A 15,798-nucleotide genomic window follows, 5' to 3' on the forward strand; every position below is an offset into this window, starting at 1 on the left:
TTCTCCTCTCGTTTGCAGTCCTAAGACTTTGAACTTTTTCCATTTAAAATAAATTTTTGTGCGTCTCTCCCTTCATTAATGGCCTTAGTCTCTTTCTTCATTAGATCATGCTGAGCTTTATGAAGCAACTTTTCTTCTGTTTGGAGATGATGCGGTATTTGATGGATTTGCTTTTGAACATTCTGTTGTAAGTAGTCTGTCGATTTAGAGTTTATTCCTACGTTTAATGTCATCGCACTCCCTGTCAAATCTTGATTATTCTTTTGATAAGATGTGCTCAATTGATTTTCTCTTTGCTCAACATACCGGCTTCCTTGTTGACTTAAAGAATCCACATTTTTTGGGGAGGCTTGGGAGTCAATATTTGTGAGCAACTCTTCTCGTTTGTCGGCAAGGAAACTTTGACCGAGTGCCTGAAGTTGATTCAGAGAATTAATATCACCAGGCCGACCAAAGAGTTCGTCTCGTCTTGGCTCGCCAACTTTCTTAGCCACGTAGGCAGGAAATGCTTGATTCAAGTCTGTATTAATTTGGGCCGAATGGGACTCCACATAACTTTTTGCTTTAGAGATGCGCTGCGCTTTAGACGTGTTCGCATCATAATTATGACTTGCCGTTTCTGCTTGCCGAAGGTCTGCACCCAGCTGATTGGATAAGGAAGCCGCTTGTGAATGGCTGTCGTCAAAATGATGATTTTTTGCAAAGTGTTGTACGTAATTGACTGCATCATTAAAATCTTTCGCTTCTCGTGCAGAAAGACTTCCATCCATTGACTTGTGGTAGCGATTGCTGTTACTTGAGGACTGCTCGTATTTAAGATGTGTCTCTCCTCCTGCATTAAACCCAGTGCCCCATTGTGCTAACTTCCCAAAGAGACTGCGTTTGGTACTAATCCCTGCCTGCGCTCCCCACCCACCACTGGTTAAATGAGTAAGGGCTTCCTCTTTACTCACGCCCATTCGTTGGGCCGCATCTTCGGCGATGTGACTGATTGTGGAAAGGGCTTTTGAATATTGAGATGACTCGCTGGCAGAAACTCCCTCACCTAAACGCATCTCATGACCTTGTAACTGAGACAGTTGTAAGGCACGATGGGCAAACTGAGATAAAGCAGATTGATAATGGTTGGATTCATTAATGGCTGCTTGACGAGATTGTTCATAGGCTTGGTTCAGTGATGCACTTAATCCTTCAGCGGTATTAATAGAAATAGCACTGCGGGTCATACCTGGACTTACATCAAAAATACTTCCACCCTGTGCGTTTACTGTTTTTAAAACACCGCTTCCTAATTGTTCTGTATGCATTCCACGAAGATGGGTCCAGTTGGAATCATGTTTGTTGGCTGAGAAATTATTGGCAGTGGTATTGTAGAAGCTGGTTTGCCCTAGAGCAAACGAGCCACTTGCCGCTTCGCCGGCAACTGACATACTCGAGCCTTGCATGTGGCTCATCATACTTGTGGCCAGATTACTAAAAGCCCCACCCAAATTGGACACTAAACCATGGGATAAGAACGGAATAAGCATCATCAAATAGCCGCAAGCCCCAGAAATGTCGGCATGGAGCTCATCGATTTGATTCAAATTGACCATAGTAAATTGACCGAATTCTGAGGATGAAGAGGCACCATAAAGGGTCATACCTGCATTGAGTATGGCAAAAAGAACAGGCCAAAACTGCAACGACATAAAAAATTGCACGTACCCATACAGAATACGCACCCCACCAGGAAGAGAGCTTAATGCAATAATCAAAGGAAAAACTCCAAAAAGTAACAGAGTAAGGCACGTATGGGTAATCGGTAAAATCCATAGTGCCTTTTGTCCAAGAACTTCCCAGCTCCAGCGATGCTGTACTTGCGATTTAGTAAACTGTTGATTAACCACTCCTGCAGTGGCATCAGTAAATGCCTGATACTGTCCTACTCCTTCTCTCATGGCATTTATCATCATGCTTTGTAAAAACACATTACTTGCTGAGTCGGTGAGCCCTTGATAATAATTGAACGCAGATTTTAAGTGGGTGTTAAAGAGTGCTTCATAAGTGGTATTTTTGGGTTTACCAAATAAATTAACTCCGAAAAAGGTATAGGCTTTTTTAATTTCTGTCTCAAGTTTTTTGCGAAGACTGTATGGACCATCAGCTTTTGATGCTTCTTGGCAAGTCACCAGCTTTCCACTTACTTTAAGCATTCGAAGAGGAGATGCTTTCTTGGTGATTAAATCCCAGAGATTGGCAGAATGTGCCAAATCACCCACTGAATATTTATGATTCATGCGAATATCTCCAACCACACAGACTCGAAAATATTCGCTCATCTCTTCTTTAAGAACGGGGTCAATAATGCGAAAACCGGTGGATGCTTGAATAAGACGTGAACCAAATAAAGCACCCGTTTGGGTATACTGCAAATCATTGGGCATTGAGAGCAAGGCATCATAACTTTGTGCAAGCCCATAGCCGATGGTGGTGATAAGGCTTGCGCTCAAGCCAAACACTACAGGTACGTTATCGACTAATTTGGGAGTTTGGCTCGAAATATCATCAATAAGTACTGAAGTTTTAGGCAATAAAATAATATTAATTAATACGATGTATCCTAAAAACCAATGAGCAAACGCCATAGGGTTTCGGGTTTTTAAAAAACCAATGGTGCTCATTACAATACCAATCAATGCGGTAATGCGAAGTAAACCTAAAAAGCTGTCTTGCTTCATAAAAGAGGTCGTGGCATTAATGATATGTTGGACGAGTTCACCACCGGCTAGTACATGAATCGTTATCATTCTATGCTCCTACACTGTTCATGCTGGAAGCTACTTGCTTTTCAATGCGTGCCATGCGCTCCACCAACGCTAATTTCTGCTGCAGCTTATGCCCTACTTTCGGATCGATTGAAGTCACTAATATTGTTGCCTGACTGATTCGTTTCTGAATTTCTTTTAATAAATCGGAATTGAGTTCAGAACCTGCCGTAGCTTGGTTTACTTCGATGAGCAATTCGCTTAAATAATTAGTCAGCAAATCTTGAGCAATAAGCATGGAATACTCTTCAATATCCACGGCTGTGCTGCCATAATGCATGCTGTTTAGAACGGATAAAAACTTCATAACCGGTAATGAAGTCATACTTAAGAAATTGAGCTCACGCATTCCTGGCTTTTCATCATTAACTAGTTTTGAATTCATGGTGCGAATAATCTCACGTACTTTGTAAGTGAGCGTTGCCGTTTCGGGTATCGAAATATCTTGAAGACTCACTTGCAAGCATGCACTCGTGCCTCCTGCATCCTTACAACGCCATATTTTGGCTTGATGGGTGGTTCCTACCCCAATCAAAGCATTAATTAAAGTGGGGTTAGAGGCAAGTGAGGGCACATTGGTTACTTTACCTTGGCCATCGATAATAAGAGTTCCCGTAAGACTCATGACCATTTCAGCTAGTTCTCGGTCGGAATTCAAAAATGATTTGGCTTGCAAAATGGACCAAATTAAATTTTTGTTGAGTACCACCTGTTTTTTTCGTTCGGGGTCAGTTGATGCCTTACTCATTACGTTATCAAATCCAGTTCCTGAACAGGCCATACGTGCTTTGACGTAATCACTAAATAAACCTTCTTTTCCCATAGCAGCTTGGTCTTTACAAATCTTTTGTTGGCTCTCAGCAGTTTTAGGCCAAACCCCACCCACCATATTTTGTGATAGTTGGCAGGAATTGATGCTCGCTTGATTGGCCATTTGTTCAAGCTGTTGCAGATAATCTCTAACTTGTTTGAGTTCGGGCACCGTGGATGCAAGCATCACATCGACGGCATAAGCCCCTGCATTAGTCATTACTGATTTGCCTAAATCCACAAGCTTTTGTTCGCTTAGAAAACTCATGCTGCCGGTGAATAAATCAATTCCTCCGCATCCTGCGCGATAGCTTGGAAGGTCCAATTGCACCAGTTGATATTGACGAACTTGGTTGCGCGCATAGAGTGAGCCGCCACCAAAAAATCCTGCGGCTTGCGATTCAAACGCTGCAGGTGAGGTGACGTTGGATGCATAGCCTATGCCATTGAAGAAGTTATCTAAATCAGTACTCACGCTGGCATGGCCAATCGAGATAACCAACAGTAAAAGATAGCCAAGTGCTTTAGTCATGCATGTCTCCACTTCGCTCATAAGCAATAATTTTTGGGAGGAGTCGCTCTAAGCGACCACGCAACTCATCGTGTGTCATTGCCCCAAATCCTACGGGATAGAGCTTTTTTGTTTTAGGATTTACCACAAATAACGCAGGATACTGGATTGGATTTTCTTGATACGCTGCACTAATCCATTCGGTGGTAGCAGGTAAAAAGTTGGGGAATTCGCTCAAGGTTTGGTTATCAAAAGCTAAGGGAAGTACCTTTATTTTATTGTGGGTTGCCCAGGAATTAAGAATAGGGGCAAATTGTTGGCAATAAGGACAAGAGCTTGCGTAAAAGAAAATGAGCCCATGCTCTTTAAAAAAGACTTGTGTTTGCGTTTGAGGTTGGCTAAAGATTTGTGGCTTTATACCCTGCTCCTTTGCAGCAATCGTTGTTGTGAGCCAATCGGAATTTGCTGCACTAAGCGAAACACTAAGCAACATCATTAGGATAATAAGCATGCGTCCTTTCATACGGGTTCTCCTTGAAATTGGGTTGCCACCTGAACGAATCGTTCCATTAAGACATCCTGAGTAGTTAATCCATAAGCCACTGGTTCTGTTTTATTCGATTTTGGATTGACTAGAATAACTGCTGGAAAATAATGCACACCCAAATGGTTTGCCTGGCCTGAATCAATTTTTGAATGAGGTAATTGAGAGGAAATGGTTCCATCGATACTAATGGGCATTAAAGTCAAATGGAAACGATGACAAAAATCTACAAGGATAGGAATTTGTTTCATATCGTAGGGACTCTTGCCCCGATAGAAGAATAATAGTCCATGAGATTTTGCTAAATTGTTGATGACCTCTACTCGCTGCGCTTCACGCACTTCATCTGTAATTTTGGCACCAAGGTTGGACGTGGGATGGGTAACCGTATAGTCATACTCAGGATAAACCAACATTGTTTGTTGAAAAAGCTGCTTAAAATGAGTGGATTCTTTAAGCCAGTAATCTTGAAGTCTTAAAAAAACGCGCATGTCTTCAACCTTCTTTGTATGTCGTGCTTTATGTAAGGCTTCCATGGTGTAAAAGCGAAGCACTGCATCACGTTCAGTAAAGCTAAGTTGATTAAAAGCCTTACCTCGAGAACTTGGTTGCTTCGATTTTTTCTGCTCCTTTTCAATGCTATACCAAAGAAAACCGACCGGTTTCTCAGCGAATACACTAAGTGAGTTTAGGAATATCAAAAGAAAAACCCCCCATTTAATCATGAGATTGCCCCATCTGTTTTAAGCGCTCGATATGGGACTGATTGACCGCAGATACTTGCCCATCATTTGGCAGTACTTTGCGACTCATGAGCTCTTGGGAAATGGGCGATAAATCCAAAACAGAAAAATTAATACGTTCCAGTTCTTCTGGGGTGATGCCACGGCAATTGGCTTTATTGTCTTCATCTTTTGCCCAGCCAAAGTGTATACCTAACTGATAATATCGTCCTTGGATTTGTAGGATGGAGGCCAATTGTGTGGGAAAAACACACCACGATTCTTTTTCTTCCAGGCAAAGCCCTAACTTTTTTAAAGCACAAAAAGTTCCTACTTTATATGCTCTTCCTTCTTCCTTGGCTTTGGCAAGCCGCTTCTCATCATCACTGCAATGGGTCATTTGGTGACTGCCATGACAACAATTGCGTGTATTGGCAACCACTTTGCGACAGGTTGAATTTGTTCCGATAAAAATAGCAGGAATCCCACTGCGAACTTGCTTGGTTGCGACATCGGAGGCAGCACCCGCAAGAGCCCCGAGGCGGGACAATCCTTCCGCTGCATCATCACTTTCTTCCTCAAAAGATAAGTCACATGCTCCATCACTACAGGGTATTTTATCAGGACAAATGGTTTTTTCTGGAAAACACACTTGGGTCATACAGGAAAAAGTTTGGAGAAACCGGGTACACAATCCATTGGACGCATTAAGACACTGTGAACTCACTTGCGAACAGCCCGCCTGAAGCAAGGGCATGCAATAACTGTTTTCTAAATAGGAGCATTGATAGTTCGAAGCATGACCCCAGCATGGTCTGGTAATGGCAATGCCCTCAATGATTTTTGTGGCGTTTGGTTCTAGACATGAATTGCTATGGGTCAAAATACAGGAATCTGAGGTTTTCTTGTCGCAGGTTTGAGTAACCCACGACTCGTCACTCACCTTTTGGGTTAGCGTCATTTTAAGAGTAATCGGTGCTTTAATTATTTTTCCTAAGGAAATTGTCACTGTAGGGTCTTTGCAGGTAGGATTTTTGATCAGTTGTAGTACTTTCTTGTGATACATCACCACCAAATTTAATGTTTCACACGAAGACTTTATTTCTGCAAGATTAACCTGACTGCATCTTTTATTGTGTTTACCGCATTGGGCTAAATGAAAGGTTGCGCTGCCGCGAGGAAACATGACTTCGCGAGTAAACTGTTGTGAAAGCGGTTTTAGGGTCACTCTAAGGACATCACCACAGGAGATATTTTTATAGCCCAGGGTTTCTTCGCAGGTTTTGATCTCTGGGGTCGATTGACAATAACCGGGCTCTTTATAGCAGACCCCATTTACTGCATCTTCTGGATTTTCAAGTAATTGTTCGGCATAACGCATCGCTGGGCTATTCGGATTGTAGCGTCCTTTAGTGCGAGTTCCTGCCTGTTGATAAACTTCTAACGCATCCGGATTATTAGATAGTGCGTTTAAGCCTGTAGCTGGCAAAGTGTTCGTTCCTTCTTGCGGAAGAAGGCTCATTTCATTGGGATTTTGCGTATATCCTTTTAATATTCTTTCAGGATTGAATCCATTTAAAGACTGTATTGCCTCATTACGCGCTTTTATCGCATCAGATGGAGTTTGAGCCATTATCGCGGTAAAGAATGTACTCAAAAATAGCATCAAGATGAATTTACTCACCGCTTATCCTCCGAGCATCTTGGATGGTAAAGCGAGTATCTCCATGTCCTGCAATTCGCGCTAATCCTTCTTGGAGTGGCAAATGGCCATAAATCACATCAAAGCTCTGTTCATCTGCCACTACCAAAGCAGGTACTTGCTGAATACCAAAACGTTCAAATAAAGTGGGGTCAATTGCCAAATTCAAATTAGGAATATGCTTACTTAACGCCATAACTTTAAGTGCAGTGTCTCGCATTGAATCGTGATATAGTCCGTTTAAATAGGCGGGAATATGTAAACGGCTACTTTCTTTGAGTGTCTCTTCCAATAAGTTATAGGGCATGGAGAAGCTAACAAATACCGATACTGTAGAAGCAACGAGCACTGTATTTGCGAGGCATCCAAACAATAAAGTAATTCCTTTTTTTAGCATTTTATCTCCATTTAAAGGAAGGTACAGTTACGTTTTCGCCACACTAAAAATCCATACTGGTCGGCGGTATGTGGTTTAATTTTTCCTAACTCCCAAGCCAAAGTGCCTAAGCCTCCTGGATAGCAATGTTTGCCATCTGCCACTTGATTCACCATTTCATAGCGGTAGCGGGATTTAGGTGTTACGGTATAGTAATGTTCTTTGCAAATCGCACCCGACGCAGGACTTGAATCAGACACCAAAAATTCACGGTGCATTTTGTAATTCATGCGTTCTGTCAAAAGCAGCGCGGTTTGCACTGGAGAAATTGACGCATTCACATGCCCTGTCAGCGGGTAATGGGTGCCTTGTGCTCCTGCACACCAAAAAAGACTATCTATTGGTTTTTTTGTTAATGTCGAAGAAATGGCATCTGCGGCACATGCGCTTGCTGCCACCGGATTTCCAAACAGCACCGACTCAGGACTTAAGACAAAACTCATTTCAGAGTCTTGCCAGGTAGGATCAAGCTCCGTGAGGTAAGCAATGTCAAAATCACCTCCTTGCATACAACCTAGTGAGGTGATGAGATTAAGCCAACTAATCAGCGGATATTTGTACCAGTGCACGTGGAAAAAAGCGCGTTGCTGGCCATGGCCAACCACATGACGGCCGCCTCTACTGTGCTTTAAACCCAAATTGAGCTTGATGCCTCCCAGATTAACCAGGCAATAGGGTGTATCGGTAATATCTACTAATGCCATTGGCTCCCAAAACCCAATATTCAACCCGACACGTAAACCCAAGGGACCTGGGCATATGCCTATGGGGCTTGATGCATTGTCGGTATCGGGAAGAGATGAATTGACCACCTTGATGTTGCCAATCGATAAAGGAAATAAACATCGCCAACACACATCACGAATCGGATTGACGAAATGTCCCGTGCATTGTTTGCTCCATCCCGTATAAGAACAGGCGAAAGAGATTACGAAAAGAAGGACTTTAAAGGACATCGCCACTCTCCTTAATTGCTGTTTCAACAATAAGAAGCTGATTTTCTTCGCGGCTTACTCGCGCTGGTACATGCCTTATATCAAGCTTTCGTGTAATTCGGCCTCCCTGATCAAAATAAGTCACTGCCTTGAATCTCTTTTCGGTGCTGTGAATCGCCCCCCCTGTCAAAATTAATTTGGGATTGGGGCATTGATTCTTTTGTAGCTTCGCCCAACGAATCTGTGCTTCATCATCAGCATTAAAAAACAGCCAACAAGGTTTATACGTCGGCATATACTCCAGCGCATTTACAGAAGTTCCCTTAGGGTAAAGCACCTTGCTTTTGGCATCGGTTATATCCTGACTTAAGGTGATTTCTGGCGCGTAGTAATGCTGGATTGTTTGTTGAGTGCGTTTTAAATCTAATGCAGTCGGTCTGTTTGCGTGTTGAGCTGCTGCGTGAATCCATTTCTGCTTTAATGCCTCCAATTCACCACTAACAGTTAATGCACGTAACCGTTCTTCAATCAGCTCTAAAAAGCTTTTTTCGCTAACCGGAAAAACCTCCCCTACTACACCAAATGATTTGGCATGTGCATTCCAATGAATCGCCATGATAAAAGCCAGAAGCAATACGCTTTTCATGAGCTCTTCCTCATCGTCTGACTGAGCTTGTTAGCAATCTCGCTTGTAATGTTTTCACCACCTGCAAGCACTTCACGCTGGTCAAAAATTATGACGTGATGTTGCTTAGCATACTGTGTTAACAGCAGGTGCAGTTTCTGCTTGATTTGCTGGGTTGTGTGGCTCACTTGTTTCTCATTGGCTTGATGTTCTGCTAATTGACGGACTAATTGAGCTTGAATAGCTGCAGAATCAAAAAGTACAATGTTGGTTTTTGGTGAAATCCAAAATTGCAAACCAATAAAGAGTATTGTTACAACACTGACTACTACGGTATGACTCAATCGCATAATTCATCTCCATAGTGATGTTGTGCTACTTGATAAACCGCATCCGTGAGGGATATCCCTTGATTCATTAAGGACTCGATTGCTCCGAATTCATCGCCCGAAGTGGAGAACAATACTCTTGAGAATGGGTCGCAAAAATAACGATGAAACGTAGTCACATTACCGAATTGAATCATCAAATTAGAAAAGCCTTGAGTTTTTGCCTCACCAAAGGATTCAATCATGGCAATTTCTAGAGGGGTAAAGTGATCAGGATGTTTCTCAACGTACTCACGAAATGCTCCTTGGCGCATGATGATTTTGGTATCTGCTGCCGCGGCAATGGCTTGCCCCTGGAGGGTATTCATGGTGTCGGCCAGATTTTGGGTAATTACGGCAAACCCACCCGTATGTTTTCTTGCTGTACGAAATCCTTGTTCAATAAATCCTGCAGAAATTGGATTAGAACCTACAGCCAGAAAGCGCCATGCTTCATCAATAATACAGCGTTTTTGAATTCTGCGGTCGGAATGGTAAAACTGCCCTTGGATAATTACTATCATGACAAACATGACGATAGTGAGTAACCCTGGATTACTCTCTAGTTGGCCCATTTCCAGAACCACAAAATTAGAGTTATTTAAAAGTGGGGTATCACTATTAAACATCCTGCCATAGATTCCCTGGCTGCCATATTTATCCAACAGGATGAGCAAATCTTTTAATCTGCGGTCATTTCTGGATTCTGGTTTTTGTAGCAGTCCGCGAAGCGCATTCAGTACATCATCCATCTTGGCTTGCCGGCCATGTTCTTGCCAACAGGTGAGCACTGCATCCAAAAGCCATGCTTTTTGAACCTCTCCTAATGCCTCATTGGGACTTGCCATAATGGCTAATAAATCTCTAATTTGGATGGAATCATTTACCTTTTCGCCATCAATTTCGGTGACTCCATCAAAATCAAATAGCGTAAAAGGATTAAGAGTCAATGTGGAGGCATCAATGTAGCTTCCCCCAACCAACTCACATAAATGTTTGTACGAACCGCCTAAGTCGATGACAAAAATGTGCTGCCCGCGGGATAAGCCATCCAGGATTTGTGCTTGTTCAAAAAAGGATTTACCAGAGCCAGGGCTTGCTACCGTTAAGCGATTAAAATTGGTGATGGGTAAGACTCGGTCATCAAAGGTATCTAAATAAAACAACTGATGACGATAGGTTGGCACAATGAGCCCTTGCCGTGCTCCTTTAAAATCGGCCACTACGGGTAGAAGATTAGCCACATTGGTATGACTTAGTTTTTTGGTCATACCTAAAAGCGCTAGTCTTGAGAAAAGTCCTTCGGTCAGCATAAACGGAAGACTTGCCAAAAATCGCAGCCATTGTTTGCAACGGCTTTGTACTAAGGTAAATCCCATTTGTCTAAAACTTGCAATTGCTTTGGCCACATGCTCGCGTTCTTTTTCTACTGTCGTATACAACACTAAATTGTAAAAGGTAGGCAGAAGATGTAATTCACCTTTGGATGCATGCTCATGCACAAACTGCCATTCGGCAGCTTCTTCTTTAATACCCGGATTAATAAAGGATTGAATGGCATTATTATTGGCAGTTAACGATTTGGCTCTTTTTTTCGCTTGCGCTTTCATCTTTTCCTGATTCACACCGCGAATAGTAAATGAAAGCAGAAAGGAACATTGAATGCCTTGTTCCGGCTTTAAAAGGTTGGCAAACAAATCAGGAGTTTGCCATAACGCAAAAGGAGCTTTAGGAAAACTGGTTAGTTCACAATTGATTACCCTTGAGCGCTGGATAATTCCTTCCTCATCGGCGACAGAGAGATTAATCGCCTCATCACCAATCTCATATACAGTAGTAGGATTAAGAATAGACTTGGCAATAAAAGGTGATGAATTCTCGATGGTGGGCCAGGACAGCTCATTAAAGTTCGGTGACATCAGAGCCCGCATTAAAACTTTAAAATCGTGTGCATCACAGCGTGCCAAACTAAATCCTGCCACTTTGAGTTCGGATTCAAACTCTTCTCGAAGTACTCGCAGCTTGCTTTCAACTTCTTGCTCATTCGGTCTTGAAATGAACAGATATCCTCGATAATCCGACAAAGTGGCGGGGACATTGCGGCCATTTTTATAACCCTTGGCAATGGCATTAAGATGGTATTTCAAACTTTGACGAGCAAGCTCTGCATAAATGCCACCTTGCTTTAAAATAGGCGCATAATTGTGTTGCAAATTTTGGGCAAGCCAGGGATGCTTATACAGCAATACGGTACAATCTGTTCCTTCAGTGAGTTTATTTTTAAATAGTTCTGCCAGAGATTTCATTAAGGATTCATCTGCTCCTGCCGTGGGCATTAAAAGAAGTCCAAAACCTGCAGAATTACGATTGACAAAAAATCCCTCCTCACTTACTGTTTCATAAGGAAGCAAACTGGTTATGGAGGGCAAGTCTAAAGCACAGGTTTCATAGGCTTTTATGTGATGCTGCAAAGAGTCAGGCTTTATGCCTGCAGTTTCTCCCAGTTTTTGACTTGCACGATGCGCTAGTTCGCGTGCTTTATCTCGCAATTGATTGAGTTTTAAGCCCATGATTGCCCCTTAACTGTCGGTGCTAGCCAAAGTGCTTGCCCATTACTTTGTTTAACTTTTCTTCCAGATTTGATAAGAGGTGCATTTTTTGTGTTGGTTTGCTTATTTTTTAGACCATAGGGCCTCGCATAATCGGCGAATCGTGTCATGGCATCCACTTGCTCAATCGTCAAACAACTATCCCCTGCAGTCGCATTACAACTAAAGTTAGAATTGATGGGGCCACATGCCGCCAACCCAAAAGAAATTAAGGTAATTAGAATTTTTTTCCGTTGGCTCATCGCAACCCTCCGATTTGATTTGCAGCTAAGGTATTCGCATGGTCAATTTTTCCTAGGACTTCAGGCGGTACTGTAAAATTCATTTCAGTTGAACTGTCATCATTATTGGATGCGATTAATCTTTGTGACTCTTCTTCTCTCTTTACTTGACCCATGGCATGTTGGCTTTTGTCTTCATCAGGCTCTAAATAAAATCCATCTTTAAAGACAATGGTGACTACATTGCCTGAGCCTACTTGAATGACGGGATGATATTGCTCGGCTCGTTTGACGTAATAGGCCGATAAAGTATCTGCGGCTTTGGACGCACCGCCATAGGCTGCAAATGGGGCAATTTGACTTGAAGGAACAACGGAAGTCGCACCATAGGGACCAATATTTTGTACACTTTGGGCATACTGCGCCGCTTGCGCAATACCTGATAAGGCACCACTGACTCCTGCCCAAGTCATGACTTTGTTATCCCGCATTAAGGGCTTACCTTTAATTCCTACTTTGCCATTGAAAAACACCCACCCTGTTACTTCTATATCAATGATGGGCCGGCCCGGATGAGCACAAGACAGACGATAAAGGGTTGCAAAAGCACGCTCACTGGAAATATCCCCATAGGAATTAGCACTCACACGACATCCCCGAAGACGGGAGCGTGCACCATTTGGCAGTGTTCCATCTTCCAGAAATTTAAAGAGCATAACGCCATTGTTTTTAGATTGACCATTAACCGATGCATCTGCATCAGCACCACCTAAAACAACAGCGCGTACTGAAGTGTTGGAAGGTACGTAATGAGCTGGGTTTAAATAGGTGTTAGGATGAATTTTTTTATTACTACGTTTCTTATGAAATGACACCGTATGAATACGTGGCATCCCATCAGCTAAAGCCATCAAGTTTGATGTGTTTACACCATTCATGGCATAGGTCTCGGGATGATGCCAAAACTCTGAATTTTGTACCCCTTTTAATTCTTGGGATGAATTCTGTGGTGGCTCAGAATCCTTTGCTTTTTCCGTATGTGCTAAAACCATTGTGGTTATTTGCGCGGTCAATTCTTCTTTTTGTGCGCTGAATTGTTTTTGCTGTTCTTGATGCATCTTCTTGATATTGGAAGTTAACTCACTAATTTGCTTTTTGAGTGATTCAAGCTCAGTTTGTTGGATAGTAAGTGCATTATCGGATGCAGCTTCGGTGAACGATTCATCCACAATACCTGTGATATCTACTGGTTTTTGGATAGCAGAAGTACTTTTAGGACGACCCTCGACAAACAATGAAACAAGGATGGCAAGGATTAGCAAAATAACACTTCCAACTACAATCAAGGTCCGAACTTGGCGACTTTTAATTAGTAGATTGTGTTGCCAATTAGCCATGGTCTACTCCTTGAACACGGTAAAGCATGGCATGCTCTCTAGGCTTAATTATTGGCTTAGAAAATTTAATGGCTAGTGTCCCTTTCTTAGCAAACCAAGCTTCGGATAAAGCTAAGGGCTCTTTACCTGCGTTATAGAGTTCAATGGTTTCTCCTTGAAGCAATTTTCCATCCCAGGACTCTTTAGGTAAAAGAGTTAATCCTTTTGCCCAACGCTCTGCTTTGCCAAATTGATGTTTTACTGTCACATCAGTAAAGGGTTTATGCTGTTCCATAGCGTTAAGCAGTGCAAGAATTGCTTCTGGAACGGCCTCATGAGTTCTTTTTGTTGAATTTGCTCTTACTTTAGGTGAAGTTGCTTTTGCTATGTGTCTCGGTTGAGAAAGCAATTCAATGGTTTTACCTAATGACTCCTCGCTAGTTAAAGTAAGAGAAAAATGTCGACCTGCTTCAGTAGTCAAAAACAAGGTAAACGGATTCATTGTTGCCAACATAATATAAACGGAACCATCCTGCTCATCACGTTTAATTGCCATTGCCTTTTCTGGGAATATTGCTTCCATGATTTTGTCATTCTTTACTAAAATGCGGTTGTAATTTCCCTGGCTTAACGTTAATGGAATATCGCTGTTGTCTTTAATCGGGATAGTGTTACTTGCCGCAACACTTAATGATACCAGTACCAAAATGACACCCAGCCCCTTAAGCATGGTCACTCTCCTTCTTTGGTGCAAATTGAATAATTGATAAACGGCCATTGACATATTGAAATATTAATTTGTAGGTTGTTTGGATATCAGAAATTGCTTTAATTCCTACATAACGCTTTAACGTGCCACTCACCACGGCATAAAGTTCATTGGGGTTGACAAAAATTTCTGTGATGTCAAAGGTAGAGGACATTTTTTTGTTTTTAATCACTCGAGCTTCTTGGGCGAGTCGTTTTAAAAATTCGGGGTATTGTTGATGATTCACGAAAGAAAGTAAGCGCTTATGATTGGCATCTACAGTCTCAGGACTAACGTTCAAACGCTCATTGATAAAATTCTCCGTCATTAAACTTAAATAGTGACTGTCAACAAATGAAGCACTTTTTATATAACCAGGACTTCCTGAAAAGGGGGTAATCTCTACGGTATGATGTTTAAACGTTGAATAAACAAAGCACGATAAAACAAGATTAGATATCAATAAACCAAACACCAAACAAACCATCAAATTAAATCGTGCGGATAATTGGCTTAATCGGCTTTGATACATTTTAAAATCCATTTGCTTTCTCCTTATGCCACATACACACGATGATGCGACTGGGGTAATTGGGGTAAAAAGAATTGCGTCAATCCACTAGGAAGATACCAATAAGCAAGTACCAGCAATGCTTTTGGTCCATCCCCTTTTTTCAAAAAACGCAAACCGCTTAATAGCCCCATTCCAAATAGTGAGACCAAAACTTTTTGATTACTGATGATGAGCAACATAAAGCTCAATCCTACAACCACTAGCTCATCCAAGGTTAAAGTGAGTATTCTCTTGGGTGCATCAATGTGGCTCAAAAATTGATAACTCATGGTGCTCATCTTTTTTCCTCCTTAAAACACGAATGTTTTTAATAAAAATGCCGGAATAAAAGCAACCGCAGTAACACCCACAAAAACCATTGGATTCTTACTTTTAACAGCCATGGCGGTGGCTAAAATAATGTCTACTAAAATAAAAACTTTCCAAAACATTGAGCCGCTTCCTAATGAATCTTTGACATCCCCTTCCAAAGCTTTGGATAAAAGATCATTAGCCCATAGGCTTGATGAAAAAAGAAAAATACATAAAGTACTGATTACTCCTTTAAAGATCTTCATGAGGGTATTTTGTTTTTGCATTTCACTCTCCTTATGACTCATTGGTTAAGCATGATTTACTTTTAAAAACTCAGGGACTTTTAATATTTTTTTTAGAAAATCTTCCTCTCGTTCAACCCCCATATTCTCTGGTACCTTAAATCCCAATAGGAGCTTATTTCCTCGGGAGCACAAAACCTGAATCTCGATTTTCCCATTATCAATCACCACTTTTTCTCCAATTTTTCTGCCTAAAACTAACATAATGTTCTTC

Annotated in this window: 17 protein-coding genes; all 17 read right to left on the bottom strand. The window is 41.8% G+C overall.

The genetic code is table 11. The features are described 5' to 3' along the window. Window positions 1-20: 20 nt before the first annotated feature. From traG to ACWTE2_RS02575, 17 genes are read right to left on the bottom strand one after another with little or no spacing between them, the layout of a single operon-like run. Window positions 21-2,789, bottom strand: a complete 2,769-nt coding sequence (gene traG, locus ACWTE2_RS02495) for a conjugal transfer mating-pair stabilization protein TraG (protein ID WP_454784001.1) — start codon at window positions 2,787-2,789, stop codon at window positions 21-23. A 1-nt stretch (window position 2,790) separates the two neighbouring features. Beyond that, on the bottom strand, window positions 2,791-4,149 hold the full coding sequence (locus ACWTE2_RS02500; protein WP_454784002.1) for a conjugal transfer protein TraH: 1,359 nt from the start codon (window positions 4,147-4,149) through the stop codon (window positions 2,791-2,793). Next, complete coding sequence (gene trbB / locus ACWTE2_RS02505; RefSeq protein WP_454784003.1) at window positions 4,142-4,651, bottom strand: type-F conjugative transfer system pilin assembly thiol-disulfide isomerase TrbB; 510 nt, start codon at window positions 4,649-4,651, stop codon at window positions 4,142-4,144. The genes ACWTE2_RS02500 and trbB overlap by 8 nt, the downstream gene beginning before the upstream one ends. Beyond that, window positions 4,648-5,397, bottom strand: coding sequence for a type-F conjugative transfer system pilin assembly protein TraF (gene traF, locus ACWTE2_RS02510; protein ID WP_454784004.1), 750 nt, complete (start codon window positions 5,395-5,397; stop codon window positions 4,648-4,650). The genes trbB and traF overlap by 4 nt, the downstream gene beginning before the upstream one ends. Next, window positions 5,390-7,078 (bottom strand): conjugal transfer protein TraN, encoded by a 1,689-nt coding sequence (traN, locus tag ACWTE2_RS02515; protein ID WP_454784005.1) that lies wholly within the window; start codon window positions 7,076-7,078, stop codon window positions 5,390-5,392. Before traN ends, traF begins: the two co-directional genes overlap by 8 nt. Then, on the bottom strand, window positions 7,071-7,493 hold the full coding sequence (gene trbC / locus ACWTE2_RS02520; RefSeq protein WP_454784006.1) for a type-F conjugative transfer system pilin assembly protein TrbC: 423 nt from the start codon (window positions 7,491-7,493) through the stop codon (window positions 7,071-7,073). Before trbC ends, traN begins: the two co-directional genes overlap by 8 nt. A gap of 11 nt (window positions 7,494-7,504) precedes the next feature. Then, a complete protein-coding gene (traU, locus tag ACWTE2_RS02525; RefSeq protein ID WP_454784007.1) occupies window positions 7,505-8,488 on the bottom strand; it encodes a conjugal transfer pilus assembly protein TraU in 984 nt (327 codons plus the stop codon). Next, on the bottom strand, window positions 8,478-9,113 hold the full coding sequence (traW, locus tag ACWTE2_RS02530) for a type-F conjugative transfer system protein TraW (protein WP_454784008.1): 636 nt from the start codon (window positions 9,111-9,113) through the stop codon (window positions 8,478-8,480). The genes traU and traW overlap by 11 nt, the downstream gene beginning before the upstream one ends. After that, complete coding sequence (locus ACWTE2_RS02535; RefSeq protein ID WP_454784009.1) at window positions 9,110-9,442, bottom strand: TrbI F-type domain-containing protein; 333 nt, start codon at window positions 9,440-9,442, stop codon at window positions 9,110-9,112. The genes traW and ACWTE2_RS02535 overlap by 4 nt, the downstream gene beginning before the upstream one ends. Continuing rightward, window positions 9,433-12,030 carry a type IV secretion system protein TraC gene (traC, locus tag ACWTE2_RS02540; protein ID WP_454784010.1) on the bottom strand — a complete coding sequence of 866 codons (2,598 nt, stop codon included), beginning with the start codon at window positions 12,028-12,030 and terminating at the stop codon, window positions 9,433-9,435. Before traC ends, ACWTE2_RS02535 begins: the two co-directional genes overlap by 10 nt. Further along, window positions 12,021-12,311 carry a conjugal transfer protein gene (locus ACWTE2_RS02545; protein ID WP_454784011.1) on the bottom strand — a complete coding sequence of 97 codons (291 nt, stop codon included), beginning with the start codon at window positions 12,309-12,311 and terminating at the stop codon, window positions 12,021-12,023. The genes traC and ACWTE2_RS02545 overlap by 10 nt, the downstream gene beginning before the upstream one ends. After that, a complete protein-coding gene (locus ACWTE2_RS02550; RefSeq protein ID WP_454784012.1) occupies window positions 12,308-13,687 on the bottom strand; it encodes a TrbI/VirB10 family protein in 1,380 nt (459 codons plus the stop codon). The genes ACWTE2_RS02545 and ACWTE2_RS02550 overlap by 4 nt, the downstream gene beginning before the upstream one ends. Further along, entirely contained in the window at window positions 13,680-14,396 is a 717-nt protein-coding gene (gene traK / locus ACWTE2_RS02555) for a type-F conjugative transfer system secretin TraK (RefSeq protein ID WP_454784013.1), read from the bottom strand. Before traK ends, ACWTE2_RS02550 begins: the two co-directional genes overlap by 8 nt. Next, window positions 14,389-14,958 (bottom strand): type IV conjugative transfer system protein TraE, encoded by a 570-nt coding sequence (gene traE, locus ACWTE2_RS02560; RefSeq protein ID WP_454784014.1) that lies wholly within the window; start codon window positions 14,956-14,958, stop codon window positions 14,389-14,391. The genes traK and traE overlap by 8 nt, the downstream gene beginning before the upstream one ends. A gap of 11 nt (window positions 14,959-14,969) precedes the next feature. Then, complete coding sequence (gene traL, locus ACWTE2_RS02565; RefSeq protein WP_454784015.1) at window positions 14,970-15,266, bottom strand: type IV conjugative transfer system protein TraL; 297 nt, start codon at window positions 15,264-15,266, stop codon at window positions 14,970-14,972. A 12-nt stretch (window positions 15,267-15,278) separates the two neighbouring features. Then, window positions 15,279-15,566 carry a hypothetical protein gene (locus ACWTE2_RS02570; protein WP_454784016.1) on the bottom strand — a complete coding sequence of 96 codons (288 nt, stop codon included), beginning with the start codon at window positions 15,564-15,566 and terminating at the stop codon, window positions 15,279-15,281. A 24-nt stretch (window positions 15,567-15,590) separates the two neighbouring features. Continuing rightward, window positions 15,591-15,788, bottom strand: coding sequence for a carbon storage regulator (locus ACWTE2_RS02575; RefSeq protein ID WP_454784017.1), 198 nt, complete (start codon window positions 15,786-15,788; stop codon window positions 15,591-15,593). Between the last annotated feature and the right edge of the window lie 10 nt (window positions 15,789-15,798).

The sequence above is a fragment of the Legionella nigrisilvae genome (assembly GCF_977063395.2).

Excerpts from the sequence above, each read along its gene's own strand:
- traG (WP_454784001.1), bottom strand. The coding sequence starts at position 2,789 with ATGATAACGATTCATGTACTAGCCGGTGGTGAACTCGTCCAACATATC.
- ACWTE2_RS02500 (WP_454784002.1), bottom strand. The coding sequence starts at position 4,149 with ATGACTAAAGCACTTGGCTATCTTTTACTGTTGGTTATCTCGATTGGC.
- trbB (WP_454784003.1), bottom strand. The coding sequence starts at position 4,651 with ATGAAAGGACGCATGCTTATTATCCTAATGATGTTGCTTAGTGTTTCG.
- traF (WP_454784004.1), bottom strand. The coding sequence starts at position 5,397 with ATGATTAAATGGGGGGTTTTTCTTTTGATATTCCTAAACTCACTTAGT.
- trbC (WP_454784006.1), bottom strand. The coding sequence starts at position 7,493 with ATGCTAAAAAAAGGAATTACTTTATTGTTTGGATGCCTCGCAAATACA.
- traU (WP_454784007.1), bottom strand. The coding sequence starts at position 8,488 with ATGTCCTTTAAAGTCCTTCTTTTCGTAATCTCTTTCGCCTGTTCTTAT.
- traW (WP_454784008.1), bottom strand. The coding sequence starts at position 9,113 with ATGAAAAGCGTATTGCTTCTGGCTTTTATCATGGCGATTCATTGGAAT.
- ACWTE2_RS02535 (WP_454784009.1), bottom strand. The coding sequence starts at position 9,442 with ATGCGATTGAGTCATACCGTAGTAGTCAGTGTTGTAACAATACTCTTT.
- traC (WP_454784010.1), bottom strand. The coding sequence starts at position 12,030 with ATGGGCTTAAAACTCAATCAATTGCGAGATAAAGCACGCGAACTAGCG.
- ACWTE2_RS02545 (WP_454784011.1), bottom strand. The coding sequence starts at position 12,311 with ATGAGCCAACGGAAAAAAATTCTAATTACCTTAATTTCTTTTGGGTTG.
- ACWTE2_RS02550 (WP_454784012.1), bottom strand. The coding sequence starts at position 13,687 with ATGGCTAATTGGCAACACAATCTACTAATTAAAAGTCGCCAAGTTCGG.
- traK (WP_454784013.1), bottom strand. The coding sequence starts at position 14,396 with ATGCTTAAGGGGCTGGGTGTCATTTTGGTACTGGTATCATTAAGTGTT.
- traE (WP_454784014.1), bottom strand. The coding sequence starts at position 14,958 with ATGGATTTTAAAATGTATCAAAGCCGATTAAGCCAATTATCCGCACGA.
- traL (WP_454784015.1), bottom strand. The coding sequence starts at position 15,266 with ATGAGCACCATGAGTTATCAATTTTTGAGCCACATTGATGCACCCAAG.
- ACWTE2_RS02570 (WP_454784016.1), bottom strand. The coding sequence starts at position 15,566 with ATGCAAAAACAAAATACCCTCATGAAGATCTTTAAAGGAGTAATCAGT.
- ACWTE2_RS02575 (WP_454784017.1), bottom strand. The coding sequence starts at position 15,788 with ATGTTAGTTTTAGGCAGAAAAATTGGAGAAAAAGTGGTGATTGATAAT.